The sequence below is a fragment of the Mycobacterium sp. 852002-53434_SCH5985345 genome (genome assembly GCF_001667155.1).
Classification (GTDB): domain Bacteria; phylum Actinomycetota; class Actinomycetes; order Mycobacteriales; family Mycobacteriaceae; genus Mycobacterium.
In genome coordinates, this window is sequence record NZ_LZIE01000054.1 from 93,052 (window position 1) to 109,374 (window position 16,323).

General features: G+C 66.1%; 13 protein-coding genes. 4 read left to right on the forward strand and 9 right to left on the reverse strand.

All coding sequences use genetic code 11. From position 1 onward, the window contains the following. Positions 1-295: 295 nt before the first annotated feature. Both A5756_RS13090 and A5756_RS13095 read left to right on the forward strand, forming a co-directional pair. Positions 296-1,648, forward strand: coding sequence for a salicylate synthase (locus A5756_RS13090; protein ID WP_066952841.1), 1,353 nt, complete (start codon positions 296-298; stop codon positions 1,646-1,648). A gap of 170 nt (positions 1,649-1,818) precedes the next feature. Next, positions 1,819-2,835: an acyl-ACP desaturase gene (locus A5756_RS13095; protein ID WP_066952843.1), complete on the forward strand. Its 1,017-nt coding sequence runs from the start codon at positions 1,819-1,821 to the stop codon at positions 2,833-2,835. A gap of 43 nt (positions 2,836-2,878) precedes the next feature. Here the strand turns inward: A5756_RS13095 and A5756_RS13100 are convergent, their stop codons facing one another. From A5756_RS13100 to A5756_RS13135, 8 genes are all read right to left on the reverse strand, one after another. Then, entirely contained in the window at positions 2,879-3,820 is a 942-nt protein-coding gene (locus tag A5756_RS13100) for a MerR family transcriptional regulator (RefSeq protein ID WP_066952845.1), read from the reverse strand. A gap of 3 nt (positions 3,821-3,823) precedes the next feature. Next, a complete protein-coding gene (locus A5756_RS13105) occupies positions 3,824-5,326 on the reverse strand; it encodes an NAD(P)/FAD-dependent oxidoreductase (RefSeq protein ID WP_066952846.1) in 1,503 nt (500 codons plus the stop codon). Beyond that, positions 5,323-6,243, reverse strand: a complete 921-nt coding sequence (locus tag A5756_RS13110) for a reductase (protein WP_066952848.1) — start codon at positions 6,241-6,243, stop codon at positions 5,323-5,325. The genes A5756_RS13105 and A5756_RS13110 overlap by 4 nt, the downstream gene beginning before the upstream one ends. A gap of 18 nt (positions 6,244-6,261) precedes the next feature. Continuing rightward, positions 6,262-7,104 carry an SDR family NAD(P)-dependent oxidoreductase gene (locus tag A5756_RS13115; protein ID WP_066952850.1) on the reverse strand — a complete coding sequence of 281 codons (843 nt, stop codon included), beginning with the start codon at positions 7,102-7,104 and terminating at the stop codon, positions 6,262-6,264. 3 nt (positions 7,105-7,107) lie between these two features. Further along, positions 7,108-8,118, reverse strand: coding sequence for an alpha/beta hydrolase (locus A5756_RS13120; protein ID WP_082960025.1), 1,011 nt, complete (start codon positions 8,116-8,118; stop codon positions 7,108-7,110). A 103-nt stretch (positions 8,119-8,221) separates the two neighbouring features. After that, complete coding sequence (locus tag A5756_RS13125) at positions 8,222-9,472, reverse strand: hypothetical protein (protein WP_066952852.1); 1,251 nt, start codon at positions 9,470-9,472, stop codon at positions 8,222-8,224. After that, a complete protein-coding gene (locus A5756_RS13130) occupies positions 9,472-10,818 on the reverse strand; it encodes a hypothetical protein (RefSeq protein ID WP_066952854.1) in 1,347 nt (448 codons plus the stop codon). Before A5756_RS13130 ends, A5756_RS13125 begins: the two co-directional genes overlap by 1 nt. Positions 10,819-10,889: 71 nt before the next feature. Continuing rightward, positions 10,890-12,281 carry a condensation domain-containing protein gene (locus A5756_RS13135; RefSeq protein WP_066952856.1) on the reverse strand — a complete coding sequence of 464 codons (1,392 nt, stop codon included), beginning with the start codon at positions 12,279-12,281 and terminating at the stop codon, positions 10,890-10,892. An 888-nt stretch (positions 12,282-13,169) separates the two neighbouring features. Between A5756_RS13135 and A5756_RS13140 the strand changes: the two genes are divergently transcribed. Then, a complete protein-coding gene (locus A5756_RS13140) occupies positions 13,170-13,916 on the forward strand; it encodes a maleylpyruvate isomerase family mycothiol-dependent enzyme (RefSeq protein ID WP_082948333.1) in 747 nt (248 codons plus the stop codon). An 86-nt stretch (positions 13,917-14,002) separates the two neighbouring features. Then, a complete protein-coding gene (locus A5756_RS13145; protein WP_066952858.1) occupies positions 14,003-14,620 on the forward strand; it encodes a TetR/AcrR family transcriptional regulator in 618 nt (205 codons plus the stop codon). A 2-nt stretch (positions 14,621-14,622) separates the two neighbouring features. On the opposite strand, the gene A5756_RS13150 is transcribed toward A5756_RS13145, so the two are convergent. Next, a complete protein-coding gene (locus A5756_RS13150; RefSeq protein WP_066952860.1) occupies positions 14,623-16,272 on the reverse strand; it encodes a (2,3-dihydroxybenzoyl)adenylate synthase in 1,650 nt (549 codons plus the stop codon). Between the last annotated feature and the right edge of the window lie 51 nt (positions 16,273-16,323).

Below are 16,323 nucleotides of genomic sequence, written 5' to 3' on the forward strand. Positions count from 1 at the left end.
GTCGCCGTGGCCGGTCGATGTTCGGTCGCGACGTAAACAGTGGGGAAACGTTCGGGGTGTCTTTGGGGTGTCGAGGTGCACACAGGGGATGCGGGCGCCGACGACACCGGCTTGGCCGCTTCGATTACCTGCGGAAACTGTTGCGGGTCCGGCCGCCGGGGTCCTGAGCCCCGCGCCGCCCCGGGACCGCCGGCGCATTGACTCGAAGGGAGTTTTAGCGGACCGGCCCGGATTTGCCGGGGCTTGCAGGGAGCGGTTGCGCGCTCCTACATAGGTTAGGCTACATTTACTAACCGTGACCGAGGTCAGCGTTCAGACGAGTTCCGCCGGCTCCACGTCATCGCCGATTCCCCTTCCCGTGCACGTAGACCCGGCCGACCTGGCCGCCGAGCTCGCCGCGTTGCTACCCGAACAAACCGGCGAGGAATACCTGCTCTACGAGCGCGGGGGTCAATGGGTGCTGGCCAGCGGTGTGCGCGCGATGGTCGAGCTGGACAGCGACGAAGTGCGGGTCATCCGGGACGGGGTGGTGCAGCGGCAGCAGTGGTCGGGGCGGCCCGGGCCCGTGCTGGGCGAGGCCGTCGACAGGCTGTTGCTGGAAACCGACCAGCTCTTCGGCTGGATCGCCTTCGAGTTCGGCGTCTACCGCTACGGGCTGCAGCAGCGGCTGGCGCCGCGAACCCCGCTGGCTCGCGTGTTCTGGCCCCGCACGCGCATCGTGGTGGACCGGGATGCGGTCCAGCTGTGGGACGCGACCGCGGCGCATCGCGACGCGGTACTCGGATTGCTGGGTGACGGTGTGCCCGAGGCGCGGCAGGCTCGCGCGGTCGACGTCATGGCCGACCCATCCAAGTACCGCGATCGGGTGGCGTCGGCCGTCGGCGAGATTGCGTCGGGCCGCTACCACAAGGTGATCCTGTCCCGTTGTCTAGCGGTGCCTTTCCGGCTCGACTTCCCGTCCACCTACCGGCTGGGTCGTCGACACAACACCCCGGTGCGGTCGTTCTTGTTGCGGCTGGGTGGAATCCGCGCCGTCGGCTACAGCCCCGAACTGGTCGCGGCCGTGCACGACGACGGCATCGTGGTGACCGAGCCGCTGGCGGGTACGCGGGCGCTGGGTCGCGGCGTGGCCCGCGACCGGCAGGCCCGCGACGACCTGGAATCGAACTCCAAAGAGATTGTCGAGCACGCCATCTCGGTGCGAAGCTCGTTGCAGGAGATGGCCGAGATCGCCGAACCCGGCAGTGCGGTTGTCGCCGACTTCATGACGGTCCGGGAACGCGGGAGCGTGCAGCACCTCGGCTCCACGGTCAGCGGGCGGCTAAGTCCGTCGCACGACCGGATGGACGCGCTGGAAGCGCTTTTCCCCGCGGTCACCGCGTCTGGCATCCCGAAGGCGGCCGGCGTGGAGGCGATCCTGCGCCTCGACGACGCACCGCGCGGACTGTATTCCGGTGCGGTCGTGATGTTTTCGGCCGACGGGGGCCTGGACGCGGCGCTGACATTGCGGACGGCTTACGAACGCGACGGCATGACATGGTTGCGGGCCGGGGCGGGCATCATCGAAGAGTCCACGCCGGAGCGGGAATTCGAAGAGACCTGCGAAAAGCTGTCCACCCTCGCGCCCTACCTGGTTCCGCGCCGGTAGCGCTCGCGCGACTGACTCGTGCCCCGTCGGAGTCCTCCGGCGGATGGCCCATCCCCGCCATAGGGACCTTTGGCCCTAGTTCGCCGGGTTTCCGGCGTGTCATCTTCATGTAACCGCATGACACAGATACATTGTGCGTTACTTGACGGCACACATAACTGGAGGGCTTCGTGTCCAACGACCTGACCAACCTGCAGCTATTACATGAACTCGAGCCGGTGGTCGAGGACCTGCTGAACCGCCACCTGTCGATGTTCAAAGAGTGGAATCCACACGACTATGTCCCGTGGTCGGACGGCAAGAACTTCTATGCGCTGGACGGTCAGGATTGGGAGCCTGGACACAGCCGGCTCCCCGATGTCGCGCAGGTGGCGATGGTGCAGAACCTGCTGACAGAGGACAATTTGCCGTCGTATCACCGCGAGATTGCGATGAACTTCAGCATGGACGGCCCCTGGGGGCAGTGGGTCAACAGGTGGACGGCCGAGGAGGCTCGGCACAGCACGGCGTTGCGCGACTACCTGGTGGTCACCCGCGCCGTCGACCCCGTGGAACTGGAGAAGCTGCGGCTCGAGCAAATGACCCGCGGCTTCAGCCCGGGGCAGAATCAGCAGGGTGACCTGTTTGCCGAGAGCTTGTTCGACTCGGTCATGTACGTCTCTTTTCAGGAGCTGGCCACCCGGGTCTCCCACCGCAACACGGGCAAGGCATCCCAAGACCCCATCGCGGAGCAGCTGATGGCCCGCGTCTCGCACGACGAGAACCTGCACATGATCTTCTACCGGGACGTCAGCGGGGCGGGTCTGGACATCGCCCCGAACCAGGCGATGAAGTCGGTGCACCGAATCCTGCGCAACTTCAAGATGCCCGGATTCACGGTGCCCGAATTCCGGCGCAAGGCGGTAATCATCGCCGTCGGCGGTGTTTACGACCCGCGCATCCATCTTGACGAGGTGGTAATGCCGGTGCTCAGGAAGTGGCGCATCTTCGAACGCGAAGACTTCACCGGGGAGGCCGCGCGGATGCGCGACGATCTCGCAGTGTTGGTCAAGGAGCTCGAGCAGGCCTCCGACAAGTTCGACGAATCCAAGCAGCGCTACCTCGAGCGCGAGGCCCGCAAGATCGAGAGGATCACCGCCAGCAAGGTGCTGAAAACCGAAGGGACACTGACCCTGAGCGGGCACTGACGGTGATTTTCCGCTGATGAGGGTCTCGCCACGCCAACATGGCCTAGCCCGACGCCGTTTCCGCCGACGAGCCGGACTCGAGGTAGTCGGCGAGTATCTGGCCCACTAGTGACTCGATGTTGGACTCGATCGACGACGCAAGCGTGGCGGTGACCGTCGCCACGGCTTGAGTGCGGAAGCGCACCAGCATCGTGATCAGCTCGGCGATCTCGGCATCCGGCGGCAACGGCTCGCCCGGCTTGATGCGGTCCAGCACGTGCTCGGCTCCGGCGCGCACCAGCATGTCGCTGATCTTGTCGATTTCGGGCACGATCTGCTCGTGTAGGTCGACAAGCTTCTCCAATTTGACGCCGTACCCACGGATTTCGTTGAACGCCTCGATCAGTTTAGGGCGGGTGACGGTGGCTTGGGCTCCGTCGACCCGGATGACGTGCAGCGCTACCAAGCGCTCGAACGCGTCCGGGTCGTCGACGAGCCGCTGCGCCTCGGCCAGTGCCATGGTCTCCGGCTTCTCGGTGGTCCAGGGGCCCGCGATGGCGGTCTCCAGGCCCAGCACGTCGCCCAAATTCTTGCCCTGCTCCCAGGCGCTGAGCATTTCGCGAACGTGGGCGATGTTGTATCCGCGATCGAGCATCGAGGTGATGAGCCGCAGCCGGGTCAGGTGGGTGTCGTTGAACAATGCGATGCGGCCGACCCGCAACGGCGGGGGGAGCAATCCGCGGTCGCGATAGACGCGGATGTTGCGGGTGGTGGTGCCGGCCAGCCGGGCCAGGTCATCGATGCGGTACTCACCGGACGCGGGGCCGCCCTGGGGGTGGCGGACCGCCGCGTCAAAAAGCTGCGAGACAGCCGTTTCGATCAATTGCCGGTACTCCCGCGATTGGCGCCGAACGCGCTTGGGCGCGCGCCGCACGTTGTGCAGCACGCTGGCGATAGTGCCGGGTTCGGGGCTTGAAGAACGGCGGGGCGGGCGGTCCGGTGCCATGCGTCAGCCCGGCGCGGCGGCGAGCGCGCGGGTGCGGTACGCCACCGCTCGGTAATCGTCGTAGCGGAAATCCCTCATCTGCCGAAGATACTGCGTCGCGAAACCCGGGTACATCGACCCGTTGTATCCGTCCTTGGTGAGGTACCAGCTGCGGCAGCCGGACATCCACGTCGTTTTGGCGAGGCGGCGCTGGAGGCTGTCGTTGTGGCGGCGCTGGACCTTTTCACGCACATCGAGATAGCGCAGATCGTTGTCGAGGATGGCGGTGATGCCGCGCACCGCGTACTCCAGCTGACCCTCGATGTAGACCAGCAGGGAGTTGTGGCCCGGCCCGGAGTTGGGTCCGGTCATAACGAACAGATTCGGGTACCCGTGCACGTTGATGCTCTTGTAAGCCTGTGCGCCATCGGCCCATTCGTCGGCCAGCGACCGGCCGCCGAGCCCGGTGACCGCAAACGGCGGCCCGGTCAGATGGACGTCGTAGCCGGTGGCGAAGACGATGGCATCGAGGTGGTGCTCGATGCCGTCGCTGGTGCGGATGCCGGCCGGGCTCATCGTGGCGATCGGCCAATCAATGAGCTTGCAGTTGTCGCGCTGCAGGGCGGGGTAGTAGTCGCTGGAGACCAGCATGCGCTTGCACCCCGGCCGGAAGTCCGGCGTCAGTTGGCGTCGCAGCCAAGGGTCCTTCACCTGCGCGCGCAGGTGTGCCCGCCCCAGGCGCGCGGCCAGGGAGGTCAGCGGTGTGTCCCACACCAGGGCCGTGGCGCTCGCCTCGTGGCCCCAGAACAAGGCCTGCCGCGCAAGCTGCTGGGCGGCGGGCACTTTGGTGAACAGGGCCTGCACCGCCGGCGGGGTGGCGGCATCCAGGCGCGGCAGCACCCAGCAAGGGGTGCGTTGGAACACCTTGACGAAGCCGGCCCGCTTCACCAGTTCGGGGACGATCTGGATCGCGCTGGCGCCGGTGCCGATGACGGCGACCCGCTGGCCCGTGAAATCGTAGTCGTGGTCCCAGCGTGCGCTGTGAATCTTGTGTCCGCGATAGCTGTCCAGACCGCGAATGTCGGGGAAGCTGACGTCCGACAGCGGTCCGGATGCCAGCACGACGGTGCGCGCGCGGAACCGCTTGCGGCGTTTGGTGGTTGCGGTCCAAACCCCGCTAGCTTCGTCGAAGCTCAGGCCGTTGACCTCATGACCGAATCGGATGTGGCGGCGGATGTCGAATCTGGTCGCCATGTCTTCGAGGTGGCGGCAGATCTCCGGGGCGGGGGAGTACGTACGCGACCAGGCCGGGTTCTTGACGAACGAGTACGAATACAGCAGCGAGGGGACGTCGCAGCTGGCACCCGGATAGGTTGTGTCGCGCCAGGTTCCGCCAACCCGGTCGCCGCGTTCCAGGATGACGATGTCGTCTACTCCGGCGTCGGCCAACCGGATCGCGGCTCCCAGCCCGGTGAAGCCGGCTCCGATGATGAGCACCGCGTGGGTGTGGTCGCCTGCCATGGTCACGCCGCCGGCTCGTGGGTGAGTTCTCCAACCCAAGTCGGCACCGACGGAAGCAGGGGCCGCGGATATCGGTCGGAAAGCCATACCATCGAATTCGCCAGCAGGTGGTACGGGTGGCGTGGATTTGTGACCACTCCCGCGTAACGCCTCAGGAAACGATAAGTCGGTACCCGCCTGGTACTTTCGCCGCGATCGCCAAGCTCTTTGAATCTTTTCACAGCTCTGTAAAGCCGCTCCGGCTCCATACCCATGGCCGTGATCTCGTTGCGGATCCTGTTGATCAGCGGTGCGCCCATGATCGCGCCGATGATGAGACCCGGAGTGGCATTGTGACCGACGAAGTCGATCAATAACCGTCGTAGCTTCGCGTGCCCGATCATGTCGAGGACTTCGAAATCGACAACCAGGTGGCGTGATTCGTCATTGTTGATCTTCTCGAAGACCTGGTGGCAGATGGGGTCGTGCACCTCGTCGAGGAGGAATTTTAACAGGGCGCCGTCCAGTGCGACTTCGAGCATCGGAATGACCGTGCCCAGCAGAGACAGCGGCATGTCGTCGGCCCAGCGGTCCAGCCAGTCGATCGCCAGTCGGATGTTCACGTTCGGCTCGGGAATCTCACCGTCCTCGAGCATGCCCCAACGCTTCATCAGCGCCAGTTCGGCGTTGGCGTGACGCTGCTCCTCGGCGTGGAAGTAACGGTAGATCTCGGCAATGGTCGGTGTGGGTGCCTTCTTCGCTAGCGCAGCGAAGCCCCTGGCGCCAATGTTCTCGATCCAGCATAGGTCGGCCATGAACGCCTTGAGCTGTGGCCGCTGTTCATCACTGATCATTTCGGCGCCGGGCGCGTCCCAATCGATGTCGGCGAGCGCCCACTGGCGATCCTTGATCTTGGCGAGCATAGCTTTCATGTCGATGGCCACCGGGGCTCCTTTGCTTGATCAGGGCAGGTTGATTCGGGACACCAGTCCGGCCGCACGCGTATAGGCCTGCGGGGCCATGCGTTTGATGCTCCAGCCGATCTTGGCGTCGAGTTGCGGCATGCAGTACAGCTCGCCGCGGTCGTGTGCGTCCAGGCAGATCCTCGCGACCTTGTCCGCGGAGAATCCGGTCCAGCGCATCAATGCGTTCGCCAGCTGGCTGGATTCCTCGCTGATGCGGCCAGACTCGACGATGTTGGTCTTGACGAAGGTCGGGCACAGCACCGTGACTTTCACCCCGGTGCCGGCCAATTCGGCGGCCAAAGTCTCCGAAAGTGACAGCACTCCGGCCTTGCTGACGTTGTAGGCGGCCATGCCCGGGGCCGCGCCGAAGGCGGCCGCCGAGGCGACGTTGATGATGCCGCGGGCAGCGTGCGACGGACCCCGCAGGATCGGGGTGAACACATGGCAGCCGTGAATGGGCCCCCACAGGTTGATGCCCAGCGTCCACATCCAATCGTCCAGCGGCGCATCGCCGATGGCCGCGCCGCCGGCGCCGACACCGGCGTTGTTGATCACCAGCGTTGGCGGCCCGGAAAACCAGGCCTGCGATTGGTCCGCCAGCGCCCGGACATCCTCGAATTCCGAAACGTCGCAACGGATGGCGGTGGCCCTGGCGCCCAGTTCGGTGATCGTGTCGGCCGTCCTCTGGGCGGCGGCTTCGTCGATGTCGCTGCAGACGACCGCGCCGCCGCGGCGGGCGAGTTCGACCGCGAACGCCGCGCCGATGCCACTTCCGGCGCCGGTCACCACCGCCGACGCGCCGCGGCTCGGTTTCGACCTCCCCAGCAATCTGTCCAACATCCCTCAGAGCACCTCCTGGGTCACAGCGCGCGCATCCTGCAACGCGTGGGCGATGAACCTCGCGACGTAGGCCACGGCCTTGGCGGCTTCGGGCGTCACGCGTGGCAGTGCCTGAAAGACGTGCACCTGGTGCGGCCAGATCTGCAGTTCGCATCGCCCGCCCGCGGCTTGGATGTCGGCCGCGAGCTGACGGGCGTCGTCTTGCAGCATCTCGGCTCCACCGGCCTGGATGAGGGTCGGCGGAAGTGGCGGGCCGCCGGCCACATTGAGTGTCAGCCGCTGGTGGGCGGGGTCGACTCCAGCGTGATACATGCCGACCAGGCGAGCCGCGTCGGCCGCCCGGATCGCGGGATCGCGACGCATCCGTTCACGGGCGAGGCACAGCGCGAAGGTGACGTCGTACAGCGGGGAGAACAGCGCCAGCGCGGCCGGGTGATCGGCGGCGACCTCGGGTTGCAGCAACATGTCGACGGCCAGGTGTCCGCCGGCCGAATCACCGGCGACCACAATTTGTTTCGGCGGCACACCGCACGATTGCACCAGCCAATCCCAGCCCGCCCGTGCGTCGTCGGCCGCGGTGGGAAAGCGGTGGCGTGGCGCGAGTCGATAATCGATGCTGAACACCGGCAAGCCGGTCAAGGATGAGAGCCAGGACGTCAATCGCCGGTGGGTTTTCGGCGAGCACACCGCGTAGCCGCTGCCGTGCACGTAGTAGATCGCTCCCCCGGTGGTGGACGACCGCGGCGCCTCGCTCGTCGGCGTGCGCGGTCCGTATACCCATTCACCCTTGACGCGCCGCCCGTCGGGCAGCTTCGTGTCGACGTGTTCGACGCGGGTGCCCGTCAGCGAGGGGCCGAACGTTCCCATGATCCGGGCGACGATCTGGCGCGATAGCCATAACCCCCAGGTCCGCTCGGAGGGTATCAGGCCCGTGACCGGCCGCAGGGTGTACGCACTTACCGCCGCCGCGCCACGGGACCGCAATGACCCGCGGGCCGGAACACCGTCCGCCATGTCACGCAGTCAATAACAAATGGTGACATTAGTCAATGGCAGTCTCGAGGCGGTTTCGAGGCGATTTCTCGGGTGGCGCGGTTGCGGCCGGCCGTGGAGCCGGTCAGAACATCCGCGGGCCGCCGAAGCCGGGGACCGTGCCCACCGGGATCAGCACGAGCGCGATCGCGAGAAAAATGAACAGCCGCAACGTTTTCGGAGTCGGCGCCTGCTCGATCTCCGGCCTGCGCGATGCGAAGAGGGCGAACACCATCCCGACGTCGAACGCCACGATCGTCAGCCAGCGGGTCCAGTCGTAGCCGGTCAGGAAGACCGGGGAGATCAACACCGACCCGGCGACGACCCAGGCCACCCGGCCCCGCAGCGCGTCGAGGAACGCACCCAGCGGCACGCCCGAAACACTGCTGAGTCCCCACATCGTCACCATCACGGCGGCGGCTCCGAGCACCAGGGACATGGTGAGGCCGACCATGCCGATGTGGCCGACGGTACGGATGGCATCCGTGATTCCGTTGTCGTAGTTCGGCATCACGTTTCGGCACACCCAGTCGTGGTAGTCGGTTTGCCGCGATTGCCCGTCAATGACATAGCGCAGCAACGTGGTTGGCGACGTCACCGCCGCAAACGGGTTCGGCATCACGTGGTGGGGGACCGACGCGCACAATTGAGCGGCGACGTCGTGACGACCGAACGCCGCGACCGCGGCCGTCGTGCAGGCTCCCGGCGCCACCGCGAGGAGAACGCCGAGTCCCCGGGCGCCGCCCAGCGCACCGCCCAGGACGATGATCGCCAGCACGGCCCCCAAAGCGAACTGCAGCCCTACCGCCTCGTGCATGAGCGTCAGCGCCGCAATCACAAGACCGTAGGCCGTGCACCATGCCATCGCGACGGCACGGGAACGTGCCAGCAACAACGCTGAGGAGAACAGCGCCAGCGCCGCTGCCCCGAACAGATCCGGCCGGGCCGAGTATGCCGCAAACGGAACTCCAAAGGGCAGCAACGGAATCAGCATCGCCACCAACAATCGGCGCTCAGACCGCGGGCGACCGAAGAGCACTACACCCGCGACCGTTGCCAGGCCGCCGAGATAGACAGCCGTCGACAGCCACCGCAGACTCAGCGTGGCGGAGAAGTAGTGTCCCGGGGCGAGCCGCACCAATTCGCCGGCAAGACCGCGCCGCACGAAGCCATGCGTGTAGTCGGCCGCGTAGTACGACATCCAGTACACGTCGAGCGGAACGATCTTGATCGCGAACCACAGCACCGATGCCGCCCAGGCCGCAATCGCGGCGGCGACACCCGCGTACATGAGGTGGCGCCGGCTTTGAGTCGCTCTGAGGTCCAGGCCCACCATCAGATCTGGCCCTCGTAGACGGTGGTGGCCCCCAGCTGCAGGTCAGCCAGCGCGCTGCACGCGAGCTCGCGGGCTTTCGCTGCGGTGTTGCCGGCACCGTCCTGGCACGCTATGACGTTGAGAAACCGGCTGCCGTTGATCGTCCCAGTGCTGCAGAACAATTGGCCATGGGTCTGCTCGATGCGGCGGCGGGTGATGCCCTGCTCGGCCAGCCGGATGGAGACCTCGGCTGCATCGGCACCATCGATGCGGCCAACGGCGGGATCGAGGCTTCCGAGGTTCGAGCAGCCGACCGGAAGCCGGCCGACGGACATCGCGATGCCTTCGGCGTGGCGGACGAGCCAGCGTGGTGTGAACGGGACGAGCGGTAACCCCGCGAGCATTTCGTTGGGCTCTTGGCGCAGCGACGTCAGCTCCCTCTTGACATCGGCTCGGACGCAACTCAAGTCGTTGGCCACCGTTGTTCCATCGACGGTAAGGGTGATCGAGGTCAGGGCGTTGGCCCGGTCGTCGTTGCCGGTGCGGTCGCTGACCGGCAGCACGACCGTCACCGAGTTCCCGTCTGGAAGCACCCTGCCGATCCGGCACGCCAGCCGAGCCGCGAATGCGACGAAGAGTGTGTTGCTGCTTCCGTTGAGACTGCGCGCACGGGCTTCCCATGCGGCGGCGTCGGTCTGGATCGTCACCGATGGGAGTGCCGTCTGCTCATCGGCATTCGGGGAGGGCGGGCCGGGCCGCCGCGCCCCGGGCGCAGGCCGGGGACCGGACGAGGCCTTGAGCAGAATCATCAGGGTCGCGATCACGGCGCGGATGACCACCGGCAGCGAACGCATGGCATCGGTCAGGTCCTCGGAGACGGCGCGCAGCCGGCTACGTGAATTCGGCTGCGGGTAACCGCGATTGCGTCTCTCTTTATTCACCGCCTCGGTTACCGCCGTTATCGCCGCGAGTCCATCGACGACGCAGTGTGATGACACCAGGGTGACGGCCGCACCGCCGTCATCCAGCGGCAGCACGCCCATGTGAAAAGTCGGGCCGAACTCGGGGTCGACGGGTACCTGTGCACGTCTTTCGATCCACGCGCCGATCGCCGACCGCGGTTGTCGCGGCTCTAGCGCGATCTCTGGAGAATGGTTGTCGAGTACCCAGCGATGACGCCCGAAAGGCAGCGGTGAGCGCTCGATGCGCCGCCCGAGGAGACCGGCACCGAGATTGTCTTTGAAGGTGCGCAACGCGTCGATGTTCACGTCGCGGTCGTACACCCACGTGCATTGCACCGTGCTGCCCTGACCGGTGGCCCGCAGCCGCAGGAACGCGGCCTGGTCCAGCAGCGCCAGCTTCGTCACCGGCGAGTTAGGAGGTGCATGTGTCTTCAGGCCGCTCACACCGAGACCTGTTGCAGGAGAACGCAAATACATCAGGCATTGTTGTGCAGCCCGGCGTCGGACACCCGGGTGAACTCGGCGCGCATGGTCTCGACATAGCGCCGGACCGATCCGCGAGCGATGTCGGTGCCCGGGTAAGCGACCACCAGTTGCGTTCCGTCGTGCATGCGATTGACCCACATGCACACCGTTTCCGACAGCCGGTTGTCACCCCAGATGCCGGCGCGTAAACCATCGAAGTAGTCACCGAACGGGAGCTTGCGAATGTCGATGTAGGACAACATCGGCACCGGTCGGTCCGGAACCTCGAAGTGGCCCTCCGAGCCGGCCGGTGTCTCGAGCAGGTGGTAATAAGGCACCGCGCCGAGGGCCGTGTTCGCGTCGAACGACGCCTGGGCGGCGCTGACCACTTCGTCGAATGACTTACCGGCGATCGGAATCGCCAACGGGACGAAGCTGGCCAACCAGCCGACCGCGGTGGCGTGGGCGGGATCTCGCCGGTTGTCAAAGGGGGTTAGTCCGAAATATGTGGCCGCGCCGGTTAACCGATGCTCGGCCAGGGCGGCGCACGCGAACACGCCACCGCTGAAGCGCGCTCCCGCGGCACGGCACGCGGCCTCGAAACGCCGGCCCTGGTCGTCATCGATCAGGTCGAACACGTCGATGGCTCCCGGCGTATCCGCGGACGGCTCACCCAGTTCCAGTGGAAACCTCGGCAGTGCACCGTTGTTCGCCGAGAGGAAGGCGCGCCAGCGCTGGATTTCGGGCGCCTCGTCATCGAGGCTGGCGGTGTAGGCGCGCTGCTTCGCGCTGAAATCGCGATGACTGGCTGCGGGCGCCAGCGCGGCCTGCCCGTTCTGCAGCGCGCTGAAGTACGCCGTCTGGACGTCCAGGAAGATCACGCCGGCCGACATACCGTCGGCGCGCAAGTGATCGACGGCGATGTAGATGGTGAACCGGTCCTCGCCCTGGACAATTCCGAAGCTGAAGCAGTCCCATTGCAGCGGATCGGGGGTATCGAGGATGAGCTTGCGGATCTGAAGCGGAGCCATTTCTCCGAGATCCGTTGGCGCAAGCGTGATGTTCTCCGGGTCGGCAATGACGTAGCGGAGGATTTCGTCATTGCCGGTGAAGGCAAACCGGTCGTGGTAGGCATCGTGTCGCCGCACGTGGCTATTCAGCGCTTGCGTCATCGCATCGATATCGCACACGCCGCTGATCTCCCAGGCTCCGATGCACAATCGGGGAATATCGCGGCCGAGGCTGACCTGGCGTCGGTAATAGCGCAGATGCTGCGACTGCTGGTAACTCACCGGGACGGGATGGTATTGCGCTTCTGCGGCGCGCGCGTAAGTGTTCGCGGTGGGATACCAGGATACGACGGTGCCCTCGGCTGTCCAGTCGTCAACCGTGCCCAGGAACATGCGCTACCTTTCCTCGTCAGTTGGCGACGCCAGTCGGATGACCTTAACGCGCCCGCGCGTGAGTTGCTGTACGACTTTGACCTGCCGAGCGAGTTTTATTTCGCGCGACCGGTAAGTGCCTTCTCGCTAGCTGCGTGGAATGTGCATCAGTGATTTGGCTCACTCCGGCATGAATTGGCCCCGCGCATGCCGGCAACCAGGGGGAATAGCTGACTCGCTGACCGTCGCGCGGCGCAAGCATAAAGGTCCCCCTCGGGCCAAACAACCGCACGGGATTGACAGGACCCGCACGATTGCCATCGTCTTGCCGTGCAAGAGCCAACCGGCACGCGGATTCGTTTGATGCGGCGCGCGGTTAACTCCGGACTACTGCTCAAACAAGCCTTTATCTGGACGCCACGGACCCAACGTGTCACCGATAGCGAGCGCTATCTGGGCAATGCCATTCGTGCAACTCCCAGGTCCACGAAACGACGCCTCGATCACCATATCTCAGGCGAGGTTACGGCGGAATAGTACCAGCCAAGGAATTTTTCTGCGCGCGATCAGCCGGCGTGCGAAATGCGAACGGGCCCGCACGGTCGTCAGTGTTGGCTGTCGCCAACGGCTTTCGCCGTGAACGGGGCCGAGTTGCGCGAAATGACCTGCTGATCGGGGAGATTGGCCGTCAGGGCGGCGCCTTTCAGAACGTCGTAACCCGAGCGCCGAGCGCCACGCGGGGGTGACGCTCGGGCGTGAAGTCGCATGTCGCCAACCCGGCGTTGCACCGCTCCGGGCGGCGCGGCAGCCGTTGGCGCTGCCGCCCGAACGCAGACCGGAGGACCGCTTGACGTCTTACGTACAGGGTGTATGTTCATACATACGGTATGTATGAAAGGGGATAGGGTCATGTCTGCCACGCTCGACGCGATAGCGGAAGAACGCGCAACCGTTCTGAAGGTTTGCACGCAAATGCCTGACTCGACGTGGGCGGAGGACAGCGGGTGTGCTGGCTGGTCGGTCCAGGATCTGGTGTCGCACATGGCGTGTAGCTACTGGTTGGCTGTCGATCCGTCGACGCTGCCGGACCCGGGCGGCCTGCCCGCCGAACGCGCAGCGGACCTGTACGTCGCGTCCCGTCGTTCCATGACCCCGGCGGAGGTCGTGGCCGACTATGAGTCGGTCAGTTCGCGAGGGCTGGAGCTGCTCGCCGCTGTCGAGGGCCAAGATATCGAGATACCGATCGGTGACGTCGGAACTTATCCGGCCTCCGTCGTGCCCACGACTTTTGTCTTCGAGTCCTTCATCCATCTTCGGTACGACTTGTTTGCCCCGGATGGACCGCTGCGGTCAGATCCGCCGCCCGTCGACGAGCTACGGCTTGCCCCCACGCTGGACTGGATCGAGGCTGCACTGCCGCAGCAGAACACCCACCTGCTCAACGGTTTACGCGTGGGTGCCGAGATCCGTCTCGACGGGCTGTGCGCCCGGACCCTGCGCCTCGGCGCCCAGGGTGATGTGGCCGCGCGTATCACGTCCAATTCGGAAGCCTTCGTGCGATGGATAACCCAACGCGGTCCCTGGGAAAGCCTCGGCGTTCAGGCCGAAGGGGACCCGTCTGCCTTAGAGATCGTCCGTCAGCTCAGAGTGTTCTGAACGGCGCAGCCTCCCGCGGTATCGCACCCCACGACCTTCATGCGGTATGCATGACATGCATACCTGGGTGTGAAAGGTGAGGGTGCATGGCGCAGGACGGACGCCGCACACAGGCGGAGCGCGCCGCGGATACGCGTGGCGCGTTGATCAGCGCCGCCCGGCCCCTGTTCGCATCGTTGGGATTCGCCGAGGCATCCCTGGAGACGATTGTGCGCGACGCCGGGGTGACGCGCGGCGCGTTGTACCACCACTTCGCCGACAAGACAGAGCTATTCGCGGCGGTGTTCGAGCAAGTGGAGGGCGAGATGGCGGCCCGGATGGGGGAGGCCGTCGCGGCCGCGGGGGAATCCGATCCGGTCGAGATCATGCGGCTGTGCGCGGGCCTGTGGTTGGACGCGTGTGCCGAGCCGGAGGTCCAGCGCATCGTTTTGCTGGAGGCGCTGGCGGTGCTTGGCTGGGAACGCTGGAGCGACATCGGGCACCGATATAACATCGGATTCGTGACGGCGCTGCTGACCGACGCTATCGAGTCCGGCAGCATCCCACCCCAACCCGTCGAGGCCACGGCCCTGACCGTCATGGGGGCGTTGCGCGAGGCAACGCTCTACATAGCCCGGGCAGACGATCATCGCCAGGCGAGGGCGGATGCCGGCGCGGTGATGGACAGGCTCCTTGAAGCATTACGGGCCAAGCACATCGGCTGACGTCATCCTGGCTGAGCCGAGATCTGGGCAGCGATCGCCTTTTTGTCGATCTTGCCGATCGGTGTGGTGGGCAGGGTGGTCATCGGCACCAGCGCGTCGGGCCGGGCGTGGGCGGCCACCCCACGCCGGTCGAGGTAGGCGTTCAGTTCCGCTAATGTCACCGCTGGACCGGTGAAAACTACCGCCGCGCAAATCTTTTCGCCAAGGTACGGGTCCGGCGATGGAACCGCTGCCGCGGAGAAGATCGACGGGTGGCTGAGCATCTGCTCCTCGAGGTCGGCGGCGGAGATGGTTTCACCGCCTCGACAGATCACGTCCTTGACCCGCCCGGTAACCATTAGATAGCCGTCGTGCCGGAGCCGGATCAGGTCCCCGCTTCGGAAAAAACCGTCGCGGTCGAAGCAGCGTTGATTGTCGCGCTCGGCGCGGTAGTAGCCGTTGAGCGTGTACGGGCCTCGCACCAGCAGCTCGCCTTCCTCGCCTGGCGCCACGGGTTCGCCTTCGGCGTCGACCACGCGCAATTCGTCGGCCGCGCAGAGCGGCCGCCCCTGGGTGCGGTCGGTGAGTTCGGGCGGATCGCCCGGGCGGGTGAAGTTCAGCAGGCCCTCCGCCATCCCGAATACCTGCTGCAGTCCCGGGGTCAACGCGGCGCGGATCAGTCGGGCGTCGTCGGCCTCGAGCTTGGCGCCACCAACTTGCAAGAGCCGCAGGGACTTCGGCGTCACCGGCTCCCATTCGCAGGCCTGCGCCCACAGTTTGGCCAGGGCAGGCACCAGGGCGGTGACCGTGACGCCGTGGCGCTCGATGGCGGCGAATGCGGCCTCCGGGCTGGGGTCGGTGCCGAAGACGGTGGTGGCGCCCACGGTCATCGCGCCGAGCAGCCCGGGACAGGCCAGCGGGAAGTTGTGACCGGCCGAGAGCAGCACCAGATAGACGTCGTCGGCCGTGAGCCCGCACACCTGGGCGCTGGCGGTCGCGTTGAACAGGTAATCGTCGTGGGTGCGGGGGATGAGTTTGGGGGTCCCGGTGGTGCCGCCCGAAACCAGCAGCAGTGCAGGCGATCCCGGATCGCGCGTCGGTGGTGGTAGTGCGGTGACGGCCCGATCACAGAGTTGTGCCCACGACGTGAACGGGCCGGGGTCGCCGTCGACGATGACGTGCTCGAGCGTCGGGTGGTCGTGGGTGAGTTCGCGCGCCATGGCGCGGTAGTCGAAACCGTTTGCCGCATCGGCGATCACCAATCCGGTCGCTCGGCTGACGGCGGCGAAGTGTCCCAATTCGGCGGCCCGGTGGCCGGGCAGGCACATCACCGGGATCGCGCCCGCGCGCAACAGCCCGAACAGCGCCACCGCGAACTGGCAACCGTTCGGCAGTTGCAGCAGCACCCGGTCGCCTGGCGCGATGCCCAGCGCGTGCAGTCCTGCGGCGGCGCGGCGGGCGCGCGCGTCGAGCTGGGCATAACTCAGGCCCGTACCCGCGGCGTCGAGCACGGCCGTTCGGTCGGGCCAGCGCCGCGCCGCGTCGCTCAGGATGGTGTCCAGCGTGCGCCCCGCCCAGTAGCCGGCCGCCCGATAGGCGGCGGCCCGATCGGCGGGGAACGGCACGAACCCGTCGAGGGCCCCAGCGAGGGACGGTGGTGTCTGCGCGGTCATGGGTCCTTAAATCGGGGGCGTAGTAGCGGCGATTTGTGAGTAAGGATAGGG